General features: G+C 64.0%; 13 protein-coding genes and 1 pseudogene. 7 read left to right on the top strand and 7 right to left on the bottom strand.

Annotated features, from left to right (window positions below):
* Positions 1-266: pseudogene (locus BHD07_RS29155) on the top strand (calcium-binding protein); the annotation flags it as partial.
* Between the two features lie 195 nt (positions 267-461).
* Positions 462-629 (top strand): hypothetical protein, encoded by a 168-nt coding sequence (locus tag BHD07_RS29150; RefSeq protein ID WP_018097235.1) that lies wholly within the window; start codon positions 462-464, stop codon positions 627-629.
* A 210-nt stretch (positions 630-839) separates the two neighbouring features.
* Here the strand turns inward: BHD07_RS29150 and BHD07_RS29145 are convergent, their stop codons facing one another.
* Complete coding sequence (locus tag BHD07_RS29145) at positions 840-1,001, bottom strand: hypothetical protein (protein WP_338284042.1); 162 nt, start codon at positions 999-1,001, stop codon at positions 840-842.
* A 44-nt stretch (positions 1,002-1,045) separates the two neighbouring features.
* Complete coding sequence (locus BHD07_RS29140) at positions 1,046-1,771, bottom strand: META domain-containing protein (protein ID WP_275597248.1); 726 nt, start codon at positions 1,769-1,771, stop codon at positions 1,046-1,048.
* A gap of 158 nt (positions 1,772-1,929) precedes the next feature.
* Between BHD07_RS29140 and dxr the strand changes: the two genes are divergently transcribed.
* Positions 1,930-3,105, top strand: coding sequence for a 1-deoxy-D-xylulose-5-phosphate reductoisomerase (gene dxr, locus BHD07_RS29135; protein WP_338284041.1), 1,176 nt, complete (start codon positions 1,930-1,932; stop codon positions 3,103-3,105).
* 153 nt (positions 3,106-3,258) lie between these two features.
* Here the strand turns inward: dxr and hemA are convergent, their stop codons facing one another.
* The 4 genes from hemA to BHD07_RS29115 form a co-directional block, all read right to left on the bottom strand.
* A complete protein-coding gene (hemA, locus tag BHD07_RS29130; protein WP_338284040.1) occupies positions 3,259-4,473 on the bottom strand; it encodes a 5-aminolevulinate synthase in 1,215 nt (404 codons plus the stop codon).
* Positions 4,474-4,824: 351 nt separating this feature from the next.
* Positions 4,825-5,622, bottom strand: a complete 798-nt coding sequence (locus tag BHD07_RS29125; RefSeq protein ID WP_338284039.1) for an FAD binding domain-containing protein — start codon at positions 5,620-5,622, stop codon at positions 4,825-4,827.
* A gap of 15 nt (positions 5,623-5,637) precedes the next feature.
* A complete protein-coding gene (locus tag BHD07_RS29120; protein ID WP_100674595.1) occupies positions 5,638-7,983 on the bottom strand; it encodes a xanthine dehydrogenase family protein molybdopterin-binding subunit in 2,346 nt (781 codons plus the stop codon).
* A 101-nt stretch (positions 7,984-8,084) separates the two neighbouring features.
* Complete coding sequence (locus BHD07_RS29115; RefSeq protein ID WP_338284038.1) at positions 8,085-8,573, bottom strand: (2Fe-2S)-binding protein; 489 nt, start codon at positions 8,571-8,573, stop codon at positions 8,085-8,087.
* A 421-nt stretch (positions 8,574-8,994) separates the two neighbouring features.
* Between BHD07_RS29115 and BHD07_RS29110 the strand changes: the two genes are divergently transcribed.
* On the top strand, positions 8,995-9,246 hold the full coding sequence (locus tag BHD07_RS29110; protein WP_003528572.1) for a glycine zipper domain-containing protein: 252 nt from the start codon (positions 8,995-8,997) through the stop codon (positions 9,244-9,246).
* A 77-nt stretch (positions 9,247-9,323) separates the two neighbouring features.
* Here the strand turns inward: BHD07_RS29110 and BHD07_RS29105 are convergent, their stop codons facing one another.
* A complete protein-coding gene (locus BHD07_RS29105; protein WP_324762433.1) occupies positions 9,324-11,096 on the bottom strand; it encodes an adenylate/guanylate cyclase domain-containing protein in 1,773 nt (590 codons plus the stop codon).
* 207 nt (positions 11,097-11,303) lie between these two features.
* On the opposite strand from BHD07_RS29105, the gene BHD07_RS29100 reads away from it, so the two are divergent.
* The 3 genes from BHD07_RS29100 to BHD07_RS29090 all read left to right on the top strand — a co-directional run bounded on the left by BHD07_RS29100 (position 11,304) and on the right by BHD07_RS29090 (position 20,096).
* A complete protein-coding gene (locus BHD07_RS29100) occupies positions 11,304-12,179 on the top strand; it encodes an alpha/beta fold hydrolase (RefSeq protein ID WP_338284037.1) in 876 nt (291 codons plus the stop codon).
* 271 nt (positions 12,180-12,450) lie between these two features.
* Entirely contained in the window at positions 12,451-14,364 is a 1,914-nt protein-coding gene (locus BHD07_RS29095) for an autotransporter assembly complex protein TamA (protein WP_338284036.1), read from the top strand.
* A gap of 122 nt (positions 14,365-14,486) precedes the next feature.
* The gene (locus BHD07_RS29090) at positions 14,487-20,096 is read left to right on the top strand and encodes a translocation/assembly module TamB domain-containing protein (RefSeq protein ID WP_338284035.1); all 5,610 of its coding nucleotides are present in this window, start codon (positions 14,487-14,489) and stop codon (positions 20,094-20,096) included.
* Positions 20,097-20,137 lie beyond the last annotated feature (41 nt).

Raw genomic sequence — 20,137 nt, 5'->3', positions numbered from 1 at the left:
TCAAGGGCGCGGGTTCGCTCGTCGGACGGGACTCCGTGATGGACTTTCAGGACGGCACCGATCTGCTTGTCCTGGAGAACCTCGGAATCAAGCAATATTCGAGCTCCGGCACGGCCGGTACGATTTTCGCGTATGATGACGCCAGCGGAGACGTGATGTTGAAAGGCTACGATTCGACGGGCAATGCGCTGTCGATCCATGTCGACGATCCGACGAATACCCTCGCCGCCTCCCACTTCAGCAGCGCCGATTTTCTCTTCGCCTGATCGAAGCGGATGAAAGTTCGAGCACCGCGCGTATCCCGACGCGCGGTGCGTTCTTTTGAGACTTAAGTCCGATATTAAATGGGCGATAGTCTTAGCCCATTTTGGCTTACCCCATTGAGCACGCTCCGTAATCCTTGACTGCAACCTATGCTGTGAGACCCTTCTATCTCGTGGTTGTACTATGCAGGTGAAGCGATGATCTTCGCGGATGACGTTGAGTTGGCCCTCGCTCTGGCCTGCGAAGAACTCCAGATGACTCGGGACGAAATAATCCGTCTCATCCTTCGCGAGTGGCTGGAGCAATATGGCTTTATCCAATTCCATGAATTGGACGAAGGTAGCGACACAAACAGCAGCGCGTGAGTTCCGCATGATGCCCCGTACGTAGCGGCTTTCCGCCCGGCATTGCGGAAAACAAGGGGTTAAAGAGTTCCCGCGATTCGCAGAAAAGCGGAAATGCTCTACCCTACCCTCAAGCTTGCTCCTCGAAGGCGGAGGCCGAGGCGGGCGGCAATGCGCTGCGATGCGTGATTTTCTCGATCCGTGCTGTAGAACAGGGTACGAGAGCGCAGTTCAGGCGAGCCCGACCAGCCGGCGGTAGCGGCTGCTCCGAAGCCCTGCCCCCTGAAGGCCGTCGCCGTTGCCCGATCCCTCCGGATCGTTCTCCCCTTCTATCCGGCCTCCATCTCCCAAGCGAAATAGCGTGCGGTAATCGATGTCGAGCCAATGCAGCATGGTTCAGACGTACAATCCCGTCCGGCCTGTGTCGAGCGGCCCCGCTATTCTACTTCCTTGCACGCTATCCCCGGGTCCTCCTCGCCCTTCATCGTATCGAAAAGCGTCGCCTCGCCATCCTTCGTCCACCAGACATATCGGCCGCCGGCATATCTGGCGCCCGATCCGGAAATCACGTTCGATGCCACGATGAACGTGCCCTCGATAGTGAAGGTCGCGAGCGACGCGGACCCGGCGTCGATGTATTCGACCTCGATCGTCTTGTCGCCGCAGGCATAGAGAACCGTCCGCCGGTCGACTGTGCCGACGTCGGGAATTTCGATCGTCAGTTCTGCCCGGTTGCCGTTCCGCGACTGCATCGAGGTTAGCTGCAGCACGCTCTTCTCGTTTCGCCCGCCGAGAAAGAGCTTGGTTCCCTCTATTCGCCAGGTAAGCTCCGTCTTCAGCGCTTCGAAGAACTTCCGCTCCTGGTCCATGACCGCCGGTACGCACATCTTGCGGGTGGCGGCAGCCGGCCCGAAGGTGATCGTCGCGCCGGAGAGGCCGAACGTTCCGGTGAAGTGATTGCAGCCGGCCATGCCGCCATAGGTGCCGTCCTCACGAATCTCGAGCGTCGTCTGAAGATCATCGATCACGCCCCGGCCGCCTATGTCCTCGGCAAGCCACGAGCCGACGAGCGCCTCCGGCACCTTTTCGGCAGCCACCGTCTGCATGGAGGCAAGCTCGATCAGCACGCAGGCGCAAGATGCGGCGGTCAGGGCTTGCAGCATCGAAAACTCCTCAGACAAATCATCGTTCGACGGTGTTAACGATTCTTACCCGAGCGCTGCCTCTTGGAGAAGGGCGATGACTTCACCCTTGTTGCCGGCAGTATTCGGCTGTAGAGCCTAGTAAAATCATTAGAACGAGAAGAATACGGGATTTTGGCATGGCATCCGGCGATGATTTCAAGCGCCGTCTGACGATACTGGGTTCCACCGGATCGATCGGGACCAATACGCTCGACGTGGTCGAACGGCTCGGCGGGCGCGATCGATTCGCCATCGCCGCGCTGACCGGCAACGGCAACATCCCGTTGCTTGCGGAGCAGGCCCGCCGCGTCGGCGCGGAGCTCGCAGTCACCGCCGACGAGCATCGCTACGGCGAACTCAGGGAGGCGCTGAGCGGCAGCGGTATCGACGTCGCCGCCGGGCGCAGCGGCCTGATCGAGGCGGCCGAACGGGACGCAGGCTGGGTTATGGCGGCGATCGTCGGCAATGCCGGTCTTGGCCCGACACTTGCCGCCGCCCGCCGCGGCGCCGACATCGCACTCGCCAACAAGGAATGCCTCGTTTCCGCCGGCAGCCTTTTCATCGAAGCCGTCAGCGCGGGCGGCGGACGGCTGCTGCCGGTCGACAGCGAGCACAATGCGATCTTCCAGGTGCTGGAGAACGACCAGCGCCATGCCGTCGAGCGCATCGTGCTTACCGCCTCCGGCGGTCCGTTCCGCACCAGCACCCTCGACGAAATGCGGCATGTGACGGCGGATACGGCCCGCGCCCATCCGAACTGGTCGATGGGCCTCAAGATCTCGATCGACAGCGCCTCCATGTTCAACAAGGCGCTCGAGATGATCGAGGCGCGCCACCTCTTCCGCCTGAGGCCGGACCAGATCGAGGTGATCGTCCACCCGCAATCCGTGATCCACTCGATGGTCGGCTATACGGACGGGTCCGTCCTCGCCCAGCTCGGCTGCCCCGACATGCGCACGGCCATCGGCTATGCGCTTTCCTACCCCGAGCGCTGCAGTCTGCCGGTCGAGCGCCTGGACTTCGCCAGGCTCGCCCGGCTCGATTTCGAAGCCCCGGACGAAGTCCGCTTCCCGGCGCTGAGGCTCGCGCGCCGCGCCATGGAGGAAGGCGGCGTCCAGGGTGCCGTGCTGAACGGCGCCAAGGAGACCGCACTCGAGGCGTTCATCAAAGGCCACGTCGGCTTCCTGGCCATGGCGGAAATCGTCGAGAGAGTGATGGACGCGCTTGCCGGCCTGCCGGCTGCGGCGAACATGGACGACGTCTTTGCCGCGGATGAAAAAGCGCGGCGGGCGGCTGCCGGGTTGATCCGGTAGAGAGTTGTTGGGGGTGAATCCGCCCTCATCCAGCCTGCTGGCCCGTAGGCGGGGCGAAGGGGACAAGTGGCAGCTCCTTGCACTACACGAGCGCTGCTACGAAACAGAGGTTCGGGCGAGGAAGTCCCTCTCCCCGCCAGAGCTCGCCGGAGCTTACGCCACGGCCCTCGCCAGCGCACAGCGCGACCAGAGCGAATGCAGCGCGCCGACCAGATGGTCGATATCGGCGTCAGAATGCAGGGGGGTCGGCGTGATGCGCAGGCGCTCGGTCTTCTTCGGCACGGTCGGGTAATTGATCGGCTGGACGTAGATGCCGAAATTGTCGAGCAGCAGGTCGGATATCCACTTGCACTTGGCGGCGTCGCCGACGATGACCGGCACGATATGGCTCGGATTGACCATATGCGGAATACCGCGCTGGTCGAGCAGCGAACGAAGCCGGCGCACGCGCTCCTGATGCGCGAAGCGTTCGACCTGGCTTTCCTTCAGGTGGCGAATGGAGGCGAGCGCCCCGGCGGCGAGCGCCGGCGGCAGCGCCGTGGTGAAGATGAAACCGGAAGCGAAGGAGCGGATGAAGTCGCAAAGCGCCGCCGATCCGGTGATGTAGCCGCCCATGACGCCGAAGGCCTTGCCGAGCGTGCCTTCGATGACCGTCAGCCGGTGCATCAGCCCCTCGCGCTCGGCAATGCCGCCGCCGCGCGGGCCGTACATGCCGACCGCATGAACTTCGTCCAGATAGGTCATCGCGCCGTATTTGTCGGCGAGATCGCAGAATGCCTCGATCGGCGCGATGTCGCCATCCATCGAATAGACGGATTCGAAGGCAATGATTTTAGGCGCGCGCGGGTCGGCGGCTGCAAGCTTGGCCTCGAGGTCCGCCACCGAATTGTGCTTGAAGATGACCCGCTCGCATTTCGAGTGGCGGATGCCCTCGATCATCGAAGCGTGGTTGCCGGCATCCGAAAAGACGATAACGCCGGGAACTTTGGAACAGAGCGTCCCGAGCGCGGCCCAGTTCGAAACGTAACCGGAGGTGAACAGAAGAGCCGATTCCTTGCCGTGCAGGTCGGCCAGCTCGCGCTCGAGCAGCACATGGTAATGGTTGGTGCCGGAGATGTTGCGGGTGCCGCCGGCGCCGGCGCCGCATTCGTCGATCGCGCTCTTCATCGCCTCGGTGACGATGGGACACTGGCCCATGCCGAGATAGTCGTTCGAGCACCATACGGTCACTTCCTGGGCGCCATCGGCCGTGTAGCGCGTCGCCTTGGGGAAGCTGCCGCGATGGCGGGCGAGATCGGCGAAAACCCGGTAACGGCCTTCCTGATGCAGCCCATCCAGCTCGTTTTTGAAGAAACTCTCGAAATCCATCATCATCTCCAGTGCCCTGTCGCCTTTCTTCCTACAAAGCGATCAGTGGTCAACCCCGGACAGGCTCCGACGCGCGGGCTGCGGCAAAAGGCCTCTCGGCCCCCAGACCCCGGTTATTCTGCGCGGCGCGTGTCGTGCCTGGCAAGCGGGAAAGGCGATGGAAAATGACGACACATTTTCAAACCTTTCCGCGGTAATCAGGCTCGACCTCGACACGGAGTCCGAGAGTCCAGTTTTGAACCATTCCAAAATGGCTAGCAAAACTTCATTCTCCCGAACATCGATCGAAGTCAAGCAATTGCGGAAAAAGGACGGCCGCTGCCGCCCTTTTTCGATACCAAAGTTGGTCCGTCAGGCGGCCGCCACGGCGCGTTTCGTCATCACCTTGACGAGATTGGCGCGATAGGCAGCGCTTGCATGAATATCGGAAAGCAGGTTCGAATCGTCCACCTTCACATTGTCGACGGCACCCGGCGACCAGTTGGCGGCAAGCGCCGCCTCGAGGTCCGGATGGCGGAAGACGCCGTCCGACCCGGCTCCGGTCACGCCAACGCGCACTGCGCCATCGTCACGACGGACGACGAAGACGCCGGTCATCGCATAGCGCGATGCCGGATTGGGGAACTTTCGATAGGCCGCTTTCGCCGGCGCTTCGAAGCGGACGGCCGTCACGATCTCACCGTCTTCGAGCGCCGTTTCGAAGAGACCGGTGAAGAAGTCTTCAGCCTTGACCTCGCGCCTGTCGGTGACGATCACCGCATCGAGCGCCAGCATCGCGGCCGGATAGTCCGCCGCCGGATCGTTGTTGGCGATGGAGCCGCCGATCGTACCCATGTGGCGGACATGCGGATCACCTATGTGGCTGGCAAGCCCGCAAATGGCCGGACAGACCGCGGCAAGCGCGGCGGAGGTCGCGACCTCCTCATGCGTCGTCGCCGCGCCGATCCTGACCGACCGGCCGTCGACGGTGGTGCCCTTCATCTCGGCAATATGCCTGAGATCGACAAGGTCGCTCGGGGCGGCGAGCCGCTGCTTCATCGTCGGGATGAGCGTCATGCCGCCGGAGAGATATTTTCCCTCCGCGGCGGTCCCCATCAGCTTCGCTGCCTCTTCGACCGAGGAGGCCCGATGATAGTTGGTCTCATACATCTCAAGTCCTCCCGATCAATGCGCGCTATGCACCGCCGCCCAGACCTTTTGCGAGGTCGCCGGCATGGTGAGCTCGTTGGTGCCGATCGCGTCCGTGATGGCGTTGATCAGCGCCGGCGGCGAGCCGATCGCCCCCGCCTCGCCGCAGCCCTTGACGCCGAGCGGGTTGCTCGGGCAGGGCGTGTTCGAGGTCGTCACCGTGAACGAAGGCAGGTCGTCGGCGCGCGGCATGGCGTAGTCCATGTAGCTCGCCGTCAGCAGCTGCCCGCTCTGGTCGTAATGCACCCCTTCGAGCAGCGCCTGGCCTATGCCCTGCGCCAGCCCGCCATGCACCTGGCCCTCGACGATCAGCGGATTGATGATATTTCCGAAATCGTCCGCCGCGACGAACTGCACGATCTTCGTCTGGCCGGTTTCCGGATCCACCTCCACTTCGCAGATATAGCAACCCGCCGGGAAGGTGAAGTTGCTGGGATCGTAGAAGGCGCCCTCCTTGAGGCCCGGCTCCATGCCGGGCGGCAGGTTATGGGCCGTATAGGAAGCAAGCGCCACCTGCGACCAGGGGACCGACCTGTCGGTGCCGGCCACCTTGAGCGCGCCGTCCTCGATGACGATGTCGCTCTCGTCCGCCTCCATCAGATGGGCCGCAATCCTTTTGGCCTTGGCCTCGACCTTGTCGAGCGCCTTGAAGACGGCCGACATTCCGACGGCACCGGAGCGGGAACCATAGGTTCCCATGCCCATCTGCACCTTGTCGGTATCGCCATGGACGATATTGACGCTGTCGATCGGTACGCCGAAACGCTCCGCAACCACCTGGGCGAAGGTCGTTTCGTGTCCCTGGCCGTGGCTGTGCGAGCCGGTCATCACCTCGATCGTGCCGACCGCGTTGACCCTGACTTCGGCCGATTCCCACAGGCCGACGCCGGCGCCGAGCGATCCGACGGCGGCGGAAGGCGCCAGTCCGCAGGCTTCGATATAGCAGCTCATGCCGATGCCGCGCTTCATTCCCCGCCGCTCGGCTTCCGCCTTGCGCGCGGCGAAACCGTCCCAATCGGCCGCCTCCATCGCCCCCTTGAGCGACGCTTCGTAATCGCCCGCATCGTAGTTCATGATCACCGGCGTCTGATGGGGGAAGGTGCGGATGAAGTTGATGCGCCTGAGTTCCGCAGGGGAAACGCCGAGCTCGCGCGCGGCCGTCTCGATCGTGCGCTCCAGCAGGTATGTGGCCTCCGGCCGCCCGGCGCCGCGATAGGCGTCGACCGGCGCCGTATTGGTATAGACGGTGCGGACATTGGCATGGATCGCCGGGATCGCATACTGCCCGGAGAGGAGCGTCGCATAGAGATAGGTCGGCACGCAGGAGGAGAAGAGAGACATATACGCGCCGAGATTGGCGATGGTGTCGACCTTCAGCGCGGTGATCCGATTGCTGCTGTCGAATGCCATCTTCACCGTCGACACATGGTCGCGGCCGTGCGCGTCCGTCAGGAAGGCCTCGGTGCGGTCCGCGGTCCATTTCACCGGCACGCCGGTACGCTTCGAGGCCCACAGACAGACGATCTCTTCCGGATAGATGAAAATCTTGGAGCCGAAGCCACCGCCGACGTCCGGAGCGATCACCCGGAGCTTGTTCTCGGGCGCGACATTGTAGAAGGCGCTCATCACCAGCCGGGCAAGATGCGGGTTCTGGCTGGTGGTATAGCAGGTGAAATGGTCGTCGCCGGCATCATAGATACCGAGTGTCGCGCGCGGCTCCATCGCATTCGGCGACAGGCGGTTGTTGATGATCTTCAGTTCCGTGACATGCGCCGCAGCAGCGATCGCCTGGTCGGCCGCACCCGCGTCGCCAAGCTCCCAATCAAAGATCAGATTGCCCGGCGCTTCCGGATGGATCTGCGGCTCGCCCTCGCCCAGTGCCTGGAGCGTATCGGTGACGACCGGCAGGGTTTCGTAATCCACGACCACCGCTTCCGCCGCGTCGCGGGCTTGCGCGACACTGTCGGCGACGACGATCGCCACCGCGTCGCCGACATAGCGCACGGTCTCGTGGGCAAGCGGCCGCCATGCGCCCATGCGCATCGGTGAGCCGTCCTTCGAGTGGATCATCCAACCGCAGATGAGATTGCCGATCCCATCCGCCAGCAGTTGCTTGCCGTCGAGCACGTCGATCACGCCCGGCATCGCCTTGGCCGACGTCGCGTCGATGCTCCTGATGGTCGCATGCGCATGCGGGCTCCGCACGAAAACCGCATACTTCATGCCGGGCACGACCATGTCGTCCGTATAACGCCCCTTGCCGGTCAGAAAGCGCTTGTCTTCCTTGCGCGCCACCCGCGCGCCGATGCCTTCAACGCCCATTGCCTATCTCCTCCCGAAGTCCTGCAACGAATTTCCGCTCGAGCGGAATGACGAAAATCACGTGCGATGCTTGCCTGGCATCGCGCTCCCTTTGGGTTTCCTCATTCTGCCGCCTGGCGAACGCCGTCCGTCCCGGCCGCGGCGGCCAGGATCGCCTGAACGATGTTGTGATAGCCGGTGCAGCGACAGATGTTGCCTTCCAGCTCGGCGCGGACCGTCGCCTCGTCAAGATTGCCGCCATGTCGACGGATCATGTCGACGGCGGTCATGACCATGCCCGGCGTGCAGAAGCCGCATTGCAGTCCGTGATACGTCTTGAAAGCCTCCTGGACCGGGTGAAGCTCGCCGTTCGACGCCAGGCCCTCGATCGTCGTGATCGTCGAGCCGGCCGCCTGGGCGGCAAGGATGGAACAGCTTTTCACCGATTGCCCGTCCATGTGAACGACGCAAGCGCCGCACTGCGTCGTGTCGCAGCCGACATGCGTCCCGGTCAGGCCGAGATTTTCGCGGATAAAGTGCACCAGCAGCGTTCGGTCGTCGCAGGTGCCACTTACCTGGCGGCCGTTGACCGTCATCGTTATTTTCGCCATTTCGCTCCTCCGGGTCGGTCCAGAGTCGAGCGCGGCTTCAAATCGGGTGAGATGCGTTCACGCGACTCGAAGTACGCGCCGACCGATATCGATTGCCCTTCCGCCAGCGGTCCACTCCTCCCGAGCCCGCGTGGCGACGTTGTAACATTTGTCTTTTTTTCGGGCTGCCGCAACCGTTTCGCGCCACAAGGGGCAAAAAAATGCGAGCGCGTATGTAACCCCGGCAACAGCGCCTTCATGTTCCGTTCAGGAAAGATCGCATTATGTGGCATAAGAACGATCTCGCCGTATCCGTGCATTTTCCTCGGCGGCGGGTTATGTTCCGAATGCAAGTTCAAGTGGAGGGCCGCGGTTCGCACCCTCCCATCACTATAGGACGGACGAGGCGGACGCTGAATCCGTCGGAATCGGAGAGGACATCATGAAGAAAGCCATCGCGCTTGTGTTGGTCGCCCTGTCGGTCGCGAGCTGCACGCAAACCGAAAAGGGTGCCGGTATCGGCGCCGTATCGGGGGCAATCATCGGGGGCGCGGTCACCGGTGACGTCCGCGGCGCGGCTGTCGGCGCGGCGATCGGCGGCGTATCCGGCGCCGTGATCGGCCACGTCACCGACCAGCCGGGCCAGTGCTACTACCGCGACCGCTACGGCCGCCGCTACATCGACCGCTGCTGAGTGCCGCAACGGCCGGATCGACGGCCCCGGAACGATCCGGGGCCCTTCATGTCCGCCGGAATGTTGCCGAAGGTGCGCTATTGCGCTGCGATCCCGTTCGCCGCCGCCGATCCGCCCTTCGCTCCCGCTTTGACAAGCCCTTCGCTGAGGTGTTGCAGGTCCGATTCCTGGACGTAGTGCTGCGTGGCGAGGAACGCGTCGAGGTCGAAATCCGGGGCGAGCGCCCGGACCTTCTCCATATGGGCGTGAGCCGCAATGTCATCCCCGAGCCAGCCGTAGCAGGCCGCGACGAATGCATGCTGGACGTGGTCCATCACCGAGAGGTGCATGAAGGCCTCGACCGCCTCTCCATACTGCCGGGCGGCGAAATGAGCCTTGCCGAGGTGGCTCCAGAAGCGTTCCGGATGATGAGGATTGAGCTGCATGGCCTTGCGGATCCACTCGACCCCCTCTTCCGGTCGCCCCAGCCAGGTCAGCAGTTCGCCCTGCTGGACCACAACCAGGTCGTAATTGGGATTGAGGGAAAGGGCACGCTCCTGATGGTAGCGCGCCGTCGTCAGCGCATTGTTGTTCACGTTTACCGCCGCGAGGATGCGATGCACGTCGGCGTCGTTGTCGTCGAGCGCCAGCGCCCGGTCCAGCTCCGCAACGATCTCGGCCCAGACCGCATCCTTGTCTTCGCACCAGCCGTGGACCCAGGCTTGCCCGAGGATGCAGGCCCGCCAGGCATGGGCATGCGCATAGTCGGGATCGAGCGCGACAGCCCTGTCGATGAGGGCCCGGGCCTGCTCGTTATCCGCGACGGTGCTCCGGTGATGCAGCACCTTGGCGGCAAGGGCACATTCGTAGGCCGCCATATTGGCCGGCTTCGTGCGGGCGAGCAGGTCCCGCTGCGCGGCCTCGACGCGCCCCGGAAGCGTTGCCGCTATCGCCGCCGTCACCTCGTCCTGGATGGCGAAGATGTCGTCCAGTCTCCGGTCGTATTTGTCTGCCCAGATATGAGCGTCGTTGACCGCGTCGATGAGCTGGACCGTCACGCGCACCCGGTCGCCGATCTTGCGGACGCTGCCCTCCACCAGATATTGCGCTCCGAGCTTCTCGGCCGCCTCGCGCACGTTTACCGGCTGGTTCTTGTAGACGAAGCTGGAGTTGCGCGAGATGACGAACAGCTCGTGCCGGCGGGACAGCTCGGTGATGATGTCCTCCGTCAGGCCGTCTGCGAAAAACTCCTGGTCGGGATCGCCGCTCATATTGTCGAACGGCAGCACCACGATCGAAGGTTTGGAAACGGAGCGCGGCGCATCCGTAGCCTCCGGGAAGGATGGCAGGACAGGCCCCTCGATCCCGACTCGGAAGAGATGAATCGGGCGGCTGATGTTCTTCAGCATCTTCTCGCCCAGATCCTCGATGGGGACATCGATCCGGTCGGCGACCTGCGTCGCCACCGCAGCCGTCACGCAGATGCCGCCCACATCGGCCAGCTGCTCAATACGGGCGGCGATGTTCACGCCGTCGCCGAAGATGTCGTCCTCCTCGAAGATGATGTCGCCGAGATTGATGCCGATCCTGAATTCGATCCGCCGGTCCTGCGCCACGTCGGCATTGCGCCGCTTCATGCGGCTCTGGATCTCGACGGCGCATTTTACCGCGTCGGTCACGCTCTGGAATTCGACCAGCATACCGTCGCCCGTGGTCTTGATGAGGTGGCCCTTGTTCTTTGCAATGGCCGGATCGATCAGTTCTATCCGATGAGTCCTGAGGCGGGCGATCGTACCGGCTTCATCGGCCTCCATCAGGCGGCTATAGCCTGCCATATCGGCTGCCAGCACTGCGGCTAGTCTCTGTTCCATCGGTTTGCCAACAAACGTTTGGCGGGAGCACCTTCTTCCGGACTCCCGGGTTCAAGCGGTCCAGGGCGATTCTATAGCACCCCGACGTGATCGCCTATCTAAATTAGCAGCCACTTGAAAAGAAGCTGCGGAGCAGCCTGCCGACAGGCATGGAACCATCGCATGCGCTCATTGTTCGGCACTGGTCAGCGCATGTGAGGTGCTCCTATGATCGATTCGCCAGGCTCCGTGAAACACCGCTTCCTCGATCTGGACGGCATCCGGGTCTTCTACCGGGAGGCAGGACCGCCGGACGCGCCGATCGTGCTCCTTCCCCACGGCTACCCGTGCTCATCCTACGAGTTTCGCAATTTCATGCCGCTGCTGGCCGACCGGTGGAGGCTTGTCGCTCCGGATTTCCCCGGATCCGGATACAGCGACACGCCGGACGACTTCGCCTACGGCTTCGACGGCTTCGCAGATTTTCTCGAAGCCTTCATCCGGCGCCTGGGCCTCGATCGTTTCGCACTTTATCTACATGACTTCGGCTCTCAGATCGGCCTTCGGCTAGCCATCCGCCGGCCGGAGCGCATTTCCGCACTGATCATTCAAAACGGCGACATCTACGAGGATGAGTTCGGACCTAAATACGCACCGTTGCAGGAGTATTTCCGCAATCCCACGCCGGAGGGCCGGGCCAAACTCGGCGAAGCCGTAAGCGAGGAAGGATACCGCGACGAATACCTCAACGACGTCCGGCCCGAGCTTGCCGAGCGGATTTCTCCCGACCTGTGGAAGCTCCATTGGTCCATGACAACGGCCAAGCGGCGTGAGATCGCCATAGACGTGATCGCGGGGTTGCGGGAAAATCTCGCCTGGTTCGATCGCTACCAGAGATACCTGCGCGAACATCGACCGCCGACGCTGATCGTCTGGGGTCCGCAGGACGGCTACATGCCCGAGGGCTCCGCCCGAGCCTATCTCCGCGACCTGCCGAATGCCGAACTGCATCTCATCGACGGGGGCCATTGGTTGCTGGAGACCAACCTGTCCGAGGTCGTCTCCCTCTGCCGAGATTTCCTCTCGCGCGCTTCGGCAAAATGACGCCCTCGCTTCCACCGGTCGCTACTTAAGCTGAGCGTCGACCGGCCTGCTTCGTGGCAGAAGCCGCTTGCCGCTTAAAAGCATTTCCGTTGTGCCTGAAGCACCACAGGGGAGTCCTTTCTGCCAAAAAATCGTCTTCGAATCGCCGCTTCGGGGTGGATGCGGCGAGCGGTCATCGTTAACAGATGGAAAACTATGTCCTGCTAGCTTGGCCGACGCCGCGTATGCAGGCAGTTGGTACAGAGTCGCCTGAAACGGGATGCGGAGAGGAATGTCTCCACCACGATCGAGTATTGCGCACTGGAAGACAGCGACCGCGCTCACAATCGTGGCATCGGCCGTGCTCGGCCCGGTTTCCGTCGAGCAGGCCCACGCGTTCAAGATCTTCGGCATGCGCTTCTTCGAAAGCGCGGAAGAAGAAGTTCAGGTCATAGACCCGGTTCGCTATACGCTGACTTTCGATGCGGGAACGGATGACGAGGAGCTCCGGGAGGCGCTGGAAAACGGCTCGCGGCTCGTTCAGGATCAGGAAGAACCGGTCTCGGGCGATCTTGGCCTGGCGATCAAGGCGCGCGACGACCGCGATCGGCTCCTCGCCGTCCTCTACGAAAAGGCGCGTTACGGCGGCACGGTCAGCATTCTGGTCGACGGCCAGGACATCGACAGCCTCCCCCCGGACCCGTCTTTCCCCGACGGCCAACCCGTACCGGTCGTGGTTCGCGTTGCTCCCGGGCCGGCATTCACGCTGGGCTCGGTCAGGCTCGAGGGAGACGCCGCGCGGCTCGACCCAGCCGCCTACGACCTCAAGCGTGGCGCCCGCGCCGACTCGACCTTGATTATCAAGGCGGGCGAGCAGATCGTGAACGACCTCAAGGAACAGAGCAGGCCGCTGGCAAAGCTCGCCGAGCGCAGCGTCGTTGCCGATCACGCGACTTCCACGGTCGATGTAACGATCCGTGCCGATGGCGGGCCGGTCGCGCCCGTCGGCGACCTGACCGTCAGCGGCGCCAGAACGGTCGACCCGGAATTCGTCAAGGATTATTCCCGCCTGAACCACGGCCGCCCATATTCGCCGGAGAATATTCGCAAGGCCGCCGAGCGGCTGCGGCAGTTGAACGTGTTTTCCAGCGTCACCATCAACGAAGCCGACGGGCTCGCGCCCGACGGCACGATCCCGATGAACATCCAGGTGTCCGAAGGCAAGCACCGCTATTTCGGATTCGGCGGACAGGTCTCGACCACGGACGGCCTTGGACTTCAGGGCTATTGGGGACACCGCAATCTCTTCGGACGCGCAGAATCGCTTCGGATCGAAGGCTCGGTCGACCGCCTCGGCGAGACCAGGGATGTCGCCGGACTCGATTATTCGGCCGGCATTCTCTTTGCGAAACCCGGCGCCTTCGGGCCGGCATCGACCTTTACCGCAAGCGTCAAGGCCGCGATCGTCGATCCGGACGCCTATAGTGCCAAAACGGTTACCGCGGCGGCTGGCGCCGCTTTCGAGCTTTCGCCCGAAGACACGTTCTCCGTCGGCGCGGAAGTGGGCTGGGCGGATGTCGACGACGCTTTCGGTTCGAATTCCTATATCACCGCCGCCCTCCCGTTCGAATATGTCCGCGACGCACGCGACGATAAGCTGAACCCGACGGAGGGTTACCGGGCGCTGATCAATGCCAAACCGAGCTACGAAATCGAAGGAAAGACCTTTTTCAGCTCCTTCGAAGCTTCCGCGTCCGGCTATTACGCGTTTGGAACGGAAAAGCGCTTCGTGCTGGCCGGCAAGCTCGGCGCCGGCGTGCTCGTCGGTGGCGACGAACTCTCCGATATTCCCGCGACCCGGCGGTTTTTCCTCGGCGGTGGCGGGTCGGTGCGCGGCTATTCCTATCAGGAGATCAGCCCCCGCGACGCCGATGACGAACTGACCGGCGGACGCTCCTATGTGAGCGGCTCCCTCGAAGCCCGCATCGCCGTCACCGATACGATCGGCATCGTGCCGTTCATCGACGCCGGCACCGTTTCGGAAAACACGGCGCCCAATTTCTCCGACATCCGGGCCGGCGCGGGCATCGGTCTGCGCTATGCGACGCCCTTCGGCCCGATCCGGCTCGACTTCGCCGTGCCGCTCAACAAATATCCGGGGGGCACCACTTACGGAATCTATGCCGGTATCGGCCAGTCCTTCTAATGCCCGGACTGTTTGCTGCATGCGCGCGACACCGTGGTAAGATGAGCGAAGTCCCGCCTGCCGGGCGATGTGCCGGCACTCTACCGATTCCAGAGCGGCGCAACATGGACTATGGATAGGACATGAATCAGGTCACCTTTTTCCTTCGATCTGCGCTGCGGTACTTCTTCGCCGCCCTCGGCACGCTCGTGGTCGTGCTCCTCCTGCTCGTCGGCTTTCTGGGCTTCACGGTGCCCGGCGCCCGCGTCGTCGCCTGGGCGATCGAGAAATATGCGGCAACCCCCGACCAGATCGTACGCATCGCCGACCCGGGCGCGCTTCTGACCGGCGACTTCACGGCCGGCACCATTACGCTCTTCGATGGCGAAGGCATTTATGCGGAGGTCCGCGACCTTTCGGTGGACTGGTCGCCCGCAGAACTATTCTCGCTTCGCTTCGACGCCAGCAGGATTTCGGCCGGCACGGTCCGCGTCGAACGGTTGCCCGTCCCCTCGACCGAGACCCAGGAAGTTCGCTCGACATTTGCCCTTCCGGTGGACGTGAAGATCGATACCTTCGACCTCAAGGAAATCGTGCTCGGCAAACAGATCGCAGGCGAAGATCATTTCCTGACGGCCAAGGGCAAGCTCTACGCGACGAATTCCAGCATCGCTCTCGAGCTCGATGCCGCCGAACGGGACCGCCCTGATGCGCGCGCGACAGCCGATCTCGTCTTCAACCCGGCCGGCAACCAGCTGAAGCTTGAAGCCGAGCTTGCGGAGCCGAAGGGCGGCCTTCTGGCGAGGCTGCTCCGCCTGCCGGGAGAACCTGCCGTCAACATGACCGTAACCGGACAGGGACCGCTTTCCGATTGGGCGGGCTCGGGTACGGTTACGCTCGACGGAAGCGAGATCCTTCGGCTCGACGGGCAGCACGTGCTCGCGGCCGACGGAATGCACATGCTTACCGTATCCGGCGGCGGCGCTTTCGCCACGCTGACGCCGCCGGCCTTCAGGCCGCTCTTCGAAGGCGAGAGCAGGATCGACCTGAGGGCCGCCTTCGACGGCACGAGCAAGGTCCGGATCGATGCGGGCAAGATTTCGACCGGCGCCATGACGCTCGATGTCTCCGGCACGGTCGACAGCCGCGGCGAGAACAACCTCCAGGCAAGGCTCGCCGGTACGAGCGGGCCATTCGATTTCCGCTGGCCGCTGAAAGACGGCGAGTTGCAGGCGCTCGTCGACACCGCAAACCTGTCGCTGATCGGCGACGGGCAGTCGGCAATCCTCGACATCGCCGCCAATGTGCCGTCCGTGAACCTGCCGCAGGGACGATTGGGCGGCATCCGGCTGTCGGCACAGAGCGACGCCTTCAATCTGGCGACCCGGTCCGGTCCCCTGAAGACGACCGTAGAAATCGCCGAGAGCCGCTTTGCAAATGCCGATCTCGATCGGGCGGTGCAGGCGCCCCTGAAGCTCGACGGCACCATCGCCGTTACTCCGGAAGACATCCGTTTCGACCCGCTGGAGATCGAAAGCGCGAGCATCGGCGGCACGGTCACCGGCAGCTTCGATCGCGTCGAAACGACGCTCGAGGCGGCATTCAAGGCCTTTGCCGTCAGAGAGGTCCTGCCGCCGGGGCTCGCCGACAAGTTCGACAGGACCATCGCCCTTGCGGGCAATGCGGTCGTGGAACAGGACGGCAGCGTCCGGTTGAGCGAACTCGACATAAAGTCCGGTGCGGTCGACGCCTCCGGCTCCGTTGCGCTTGCCGGAAGCACATTGACTGCGGACATCCAGGGGACGCTGCCCGATCTCGGACGGCTGCTCGCCGATGCGAAGGGCTCGGCCGCCTTCCACGCGGTCGCCTCCGGTCCTCTGAACAAGCTCGGTATCGAAGCAGAGATAACCTCAAGCGGAGCGACGCTCGCTGGCCGCACACTGGACGATCTCGTCGTCAATGCCGACGCTACCGTGACGCCGGGGAGCCCCGAAGCGAAGCTGACGGCAACCGGTACCCTCGACGGCCAGGCGATCGACGTCCGCGCCGACGTCGTCACCCGGGATGGCCGCACCTCGATCCCCGCCCTCGAGGCAAAGATCGGCGAAAACCGGCTGACCGGTGCGATGGAGCTTACAGCCGACTTCAAGCCGAATGGGACGATCGACTTCAACCTGCCCGATCTCGGCCTCCTTGCCGCCATGGCCGGGCAGCAGGCATCGGGCGACCTTGCCGGCTCCGCGACAATCCGGACCGCCGACGGCGTCACGTCGCTCGCGCTGACGGCCCGCGGCGAAAGCATCAGGCGGGACGCATTGACCATTGCCAAGCCCGTGGTCGACGTCGACGTCGCCGATCTTGCCAGCCTCGCGATCAAGGGCAGTGTCAGGGCCGAAAGCGTCATCCAAGGCGAAAACCGCCTGACGGACATCGATATCGCCTTCGAGCAACAGGCGGAAAGAACCGGCTTCTCGGTCGGTGCCGAATATGAGGGCTCTCCGCTCGCAGCGACCGGCGATCTCGCGAGCCGTGACGGCCGGACCGAGATAAGCCTTGCATCGGCCTCGACGACAGCCAAGCGCATCCCCTTGCAGCTTGCCCGGCCGACCGTCATCGCCATCGAGAACGGCGTCGTGCATATCGACGGGCTGACGATCCAGGCATCGACAGGTACGGTCGCCGTCACCGGTACGGCAGGCGAGACGCTTGATATTTCGGCGGATATCAGCGAGCTGCCAGCCACCTTGATCCACACCGTCGCGCCGACGCTCGGGGCCGAGGGCACGATTGCGGGCAAGGTGGACATTGCCGGGAACGGCGCGGCACCGGTCGTCCGCTACGATCTCACCTGGAGCGGCGCCTCGATCGCCTCCGTGCGGTCGGCCGGCATAACGGCGGAAGACCTGTCGGCGAAGGGAACCGTGACCGTCTCCGACGACAGCATCCGCCTCGACCCCTTGGCCATCGAACGCGCCGGCTTTCGCGGCGATGTGACGGCTAGCCTCGACCGCGCCGGAAACGCGGCCGAGGCGAATTTCCAGTTCGTTGCCGAACCCGCCGCGCTGCCGCCCGGCATCGGCGCAAAATTCGATGCGCCGATCACCGTCTCCGGCAAGGTCGCGACGGGGGCCGGCGGCGCCGTCGAACTGAGCGCACTCGAAGTCAAATCCGGGACGGTCAACGCCACCGGGTCGGCCGCCCTTGCCGAGGGCGCGTTGACGGCCAAGATAGAGGGCGCGTTACCGGATCTCGGCAAGCTGCTCGCCGAGGCAGAAGGCAAGGCCGCTTTCACCGCCGACCTGTCCGGACCGCTCGACGCGCTCGGCGTCAAGGCGGAAGTGACCTCCAGCGGCGCGGTCCTCGCGGGACGCACGCTTTCGGATTTCGTGATCACAGCCGATGCGACGGCGAAAGCCGGCAGTCCGCAGGCGAAGCTGACGGCGACGGGAGCTTTGGACGGCCAGGCGATCGACGTGAAGGCCGAGGTGGTCTCGAAGGACGGCCGCACTTCGATCCCGACCCTGGAGGCGAAGGTCGGCGACAACAGATTGACGGGTGCGATCGATCTGACGGCAGACTTCAAGCCCGAGGGCACGGTCGACTTCAATCTGCCCGATCTCGGCCTTCTTGCCGCCATGGCCGGCGAGAAGGTCTCGGGAGACCTCTCCGGCTCGGCAGCGATCAGAACGGTGGGCGGTGTGACCTCCCTTACGCTGAAAGCGAACGGCAGCGGAATCAAGCGCGGCGATCTGACGATCACAAAGCCGGTCGCCGATATCAGCGTCGCCGATGTGGCGGCACTCGCGATCCGGGGAAGCGTCAAGGCGGAAAACGTCGCTCAGGGTCAAAACCGTCTCACCGGTCTCAATCTCACCTTCGATCAGCAGGGCGGCAGGACCGGCTTTACCGTCGACGGCGGATATGACGGCGGTCCTCTTTCGGCCAAAGGCGACATGGTCGCAAGCGGCGGCCGCACCGAAGTCCGCCTCGCCTCCTTCGCGGCAACGCCCAAGCGGATACCGCTGAAGCTTGCACGCCCGACCGTCGTCGCGATCGAGAACGGCACGGTGCTCCTCGATGCCCTGACCATCGAGGCTTCGAAGGGAACGATCACGGTCGCCGGCTCTGCGGGACCGAAGCTTGATATTTCAGCAAGACTCAACGCGCTGCCTGCCGCACTGATCAACACCTTCGCCCCGACGCTCGGGGCGGAAGGCACGATCGCCGGGACGGTGGACGTGGACGGAACTGCGGCGGCTCCGGTCGTCGTCTACGACCTCAGATGGAGCAACGCCTCGGTCGCAGCGGCGCGCGGCGCCGGCGTATCGTCGCTGGCGATTGCTGCAAACGGGCGCTTCGCCGACAACCGGGTCACCGTCGATGCCACGGTCTCCGGCCCCGGAGACCTTTCCTTCCGGGGCGGCGGCAATGTCGAGCTTGGCGGCGACATGCCGATCTCGATGAAATTCGCCGGCGACGTCCCTTTCGCGCTGCTCGCCAATATCATGGCGCAACAGGGCTTCACCCTGACCGGATCGGCCAAGGTCGACCTTTCGCTCTCCGGCCCGGCCAAGGCGCCGCAGATCGCCGGCACGGTCTCGACCGCCGGCGCCCGGCTCGTGGACGTTCGCCGCAATCTCGCCCTCAACGACCTCACCGCCAATGTCGCACTGGACGGCAGGCAGGCGACGATCTCTCGGCTCTCGGCCAATCTGGCAAGCGGCGGATCGATCGAGGCGAGCGGCACCGTGGGCATCGTTCCCGATTCCGGCTTCCCGGCGGATCTCAGAATCCGGCTCAACGATGCGACCTATGTGGACGGCACGCTGTTCACCGCCAACCTTGCGGGCGACCTGACGCTCAACGGGCCGCTCGTCTCGACGCCCGTGCTTGGCGGAAGGCTGACGATCCGCAGGGCCGCGATCACCATACCGGAGAAGCTGCCGGCCTCGCTCTCGCAGATCGACATCAAGCACCGCAACGCCCCGGCACGCGTGCAGCGGATGACGAAAGATCTGCGCCGGGATACGTCCGCCGGCGCCGAGGCAAGCGGCGCGATCGCCTTCGACCTCGCCGTCAGTTCCCCGGGCCAGTTCTTCGTACGCGGTCGCGGCATCGATGCCGAACTCGGCGGCGATCTGACCATCCGCGGCACCGCCGTCCAGCCGATCGTTTCCGGTGGATTCGACATGCGTCGCGGGCGCCTGGAGATTCTCGGCAAGCGCCTGACCTTCACCGACGGTCACATCGGCTTCGGCGGCGACCTCATCCCGACGCTCGATCTCGACGCGACCTCGAGCGCCGGATCGACGACGATCACGGTCAACGTTGCAGGCCCGGCCAACAACCCGACGGTGACCTTCTCCTCGTCGCCGGCGCTGCCGCAGGACGAGATCCTGGCGCAGCTCATCTTCAATCGGTCGCTGAACAATCTCTCCGCCTTCCAGATCGCGCAGCTCGCCTCGGCCGTGGGCCAGCTTGCCGGCGGCGGATCGACGTCGCTGCTCGACGGCCTGCGCAACAAGCTCGGCGTCGACGATCTCGACATCACGACCGACGAGAGCGGCGGCGCCCAGGTCCGCGCCGGCAAATATCTCAACGACCGCACCTATCTCGAATTGCAGCAGGGATCGGACTCCGCTTCCAGCAAGGCGGTCATCAACCTCGACATCGGCCGCGGCGTGAAGCTGAAGGGAGAAGCGGCAGGCGACGGCTCGGCCGCCGGAGGCATCTTCTTCGAGAGGGAATATTGATGCCTGACGATGCCGCCCGCCGGCCGATCCGGCGGACGGGT

The sequence above is a fragment of the Sinorhizobium sp. KGO-5 genome, assembly GCF_036245905.1.
In the GTDB taxonomy this organism is placed as follows: Bacteria; Pseudomonadota; Alphaproteobacteria; order Rhizobiales; family Rhizobiaceae; genus Sinorhizobium; species Sinorhizobium meliloti_A.
This window is presented reverse-complemented; position numbering and strand designations above follow the sequence as displayed.

Bases quoted from the DNA above. Each gene is read 5' to 3' on its own strand.
- BHD07_RS29150 (WP_018097235.1), top strand. From the start codon at position 462: ATGATCTTCGCGGATGACGTTGAGTTGGCCCTCGCTCTGGCCTGCGAA.
- BHD07_RS29145 (WP_338284042.1), bottom strand. From the start codon at position 1,001: ATGCTGCATTGGCTCGACATCGATTACCGCACGCTATTTCGCTTGGGA.
- BHD07_RS29140 (WP_275597248.1), bottom strand. From the start codon at position 1,771: ATGCTGCAAGCCCTGACCGCCGCATCTTGCGCCTGCGTGCTGATCGAG.
- dxr (WP_338284041.1), top strand. From the start codon at position 1,930: ATGGCATCCGGCGATGATTTCAAGCGCCGTCTGACGATACTGGGTTCC.
- hemA (WP_338284040.1), bottom strand. From the start codon at position 4,473: ATGGATTTCGAGAGTTTCTTCAAAAACGAGCTGGATGGGCTGCATCAG.
- BHD07_RS29125 (WP_338284039.1), bottom strand. From the start codon at position 5,622: ATGTATGAGACCAACTATCATCGGGCCTCCTCGGTCGAAGAGGCAGCG.
- BHD07_RS29120 (WP_100674595.1), bottom strand. From the start codon at position 7,983: ATGGGCGTTGAAGGCATCGGCGCGCGGGTGGCGCGCAAGGAAGACAAG.
- BHD07_RS29115 (WP_338284038.1), bottom strand. From the start codon at position 8,573: ATGGCGAAAATAACGATGACGGTCAACGGCCGCCAGGTAAGTGGCACC.
- BHD07_RS29110 (WP_003528572.1), top strand. From the start codon at position 8,995: ATGAAGAAAGCCATCGCGCTTGTGTTGGTCGCCCTGTCGGTCGCGAGC.
- BHD07_RS29105 (WP_324762433.1), bottom strand. From the start codon at position 11,096: ATGGAACAGAGACTAGCCGCAGTGCTGGCAGCCGATATGGCAGGCTAT.
- BHD07_RS29100 (WP_338284037.1), top strand. From the start codon at position 11,304: ATGATCGATTCGCCAGGCTCCGTGAAACACCGCTTCCTCGATCTGGAC.
- BHD07_RS29095 (WP_338284036.1), top strand. From the start codon at position 12,451: ATGTCTCCACCACGATCGAGTATTGCGCACTGGAAGACAGCGACCGCG.
- BHD07_RS29090 (WP_338284035.1), top strand. From the start codon at position 14,487: ATGAATCAGGTCACCTTTTTCCTTCGATCTGCGCTGCGGTACTTCTTC.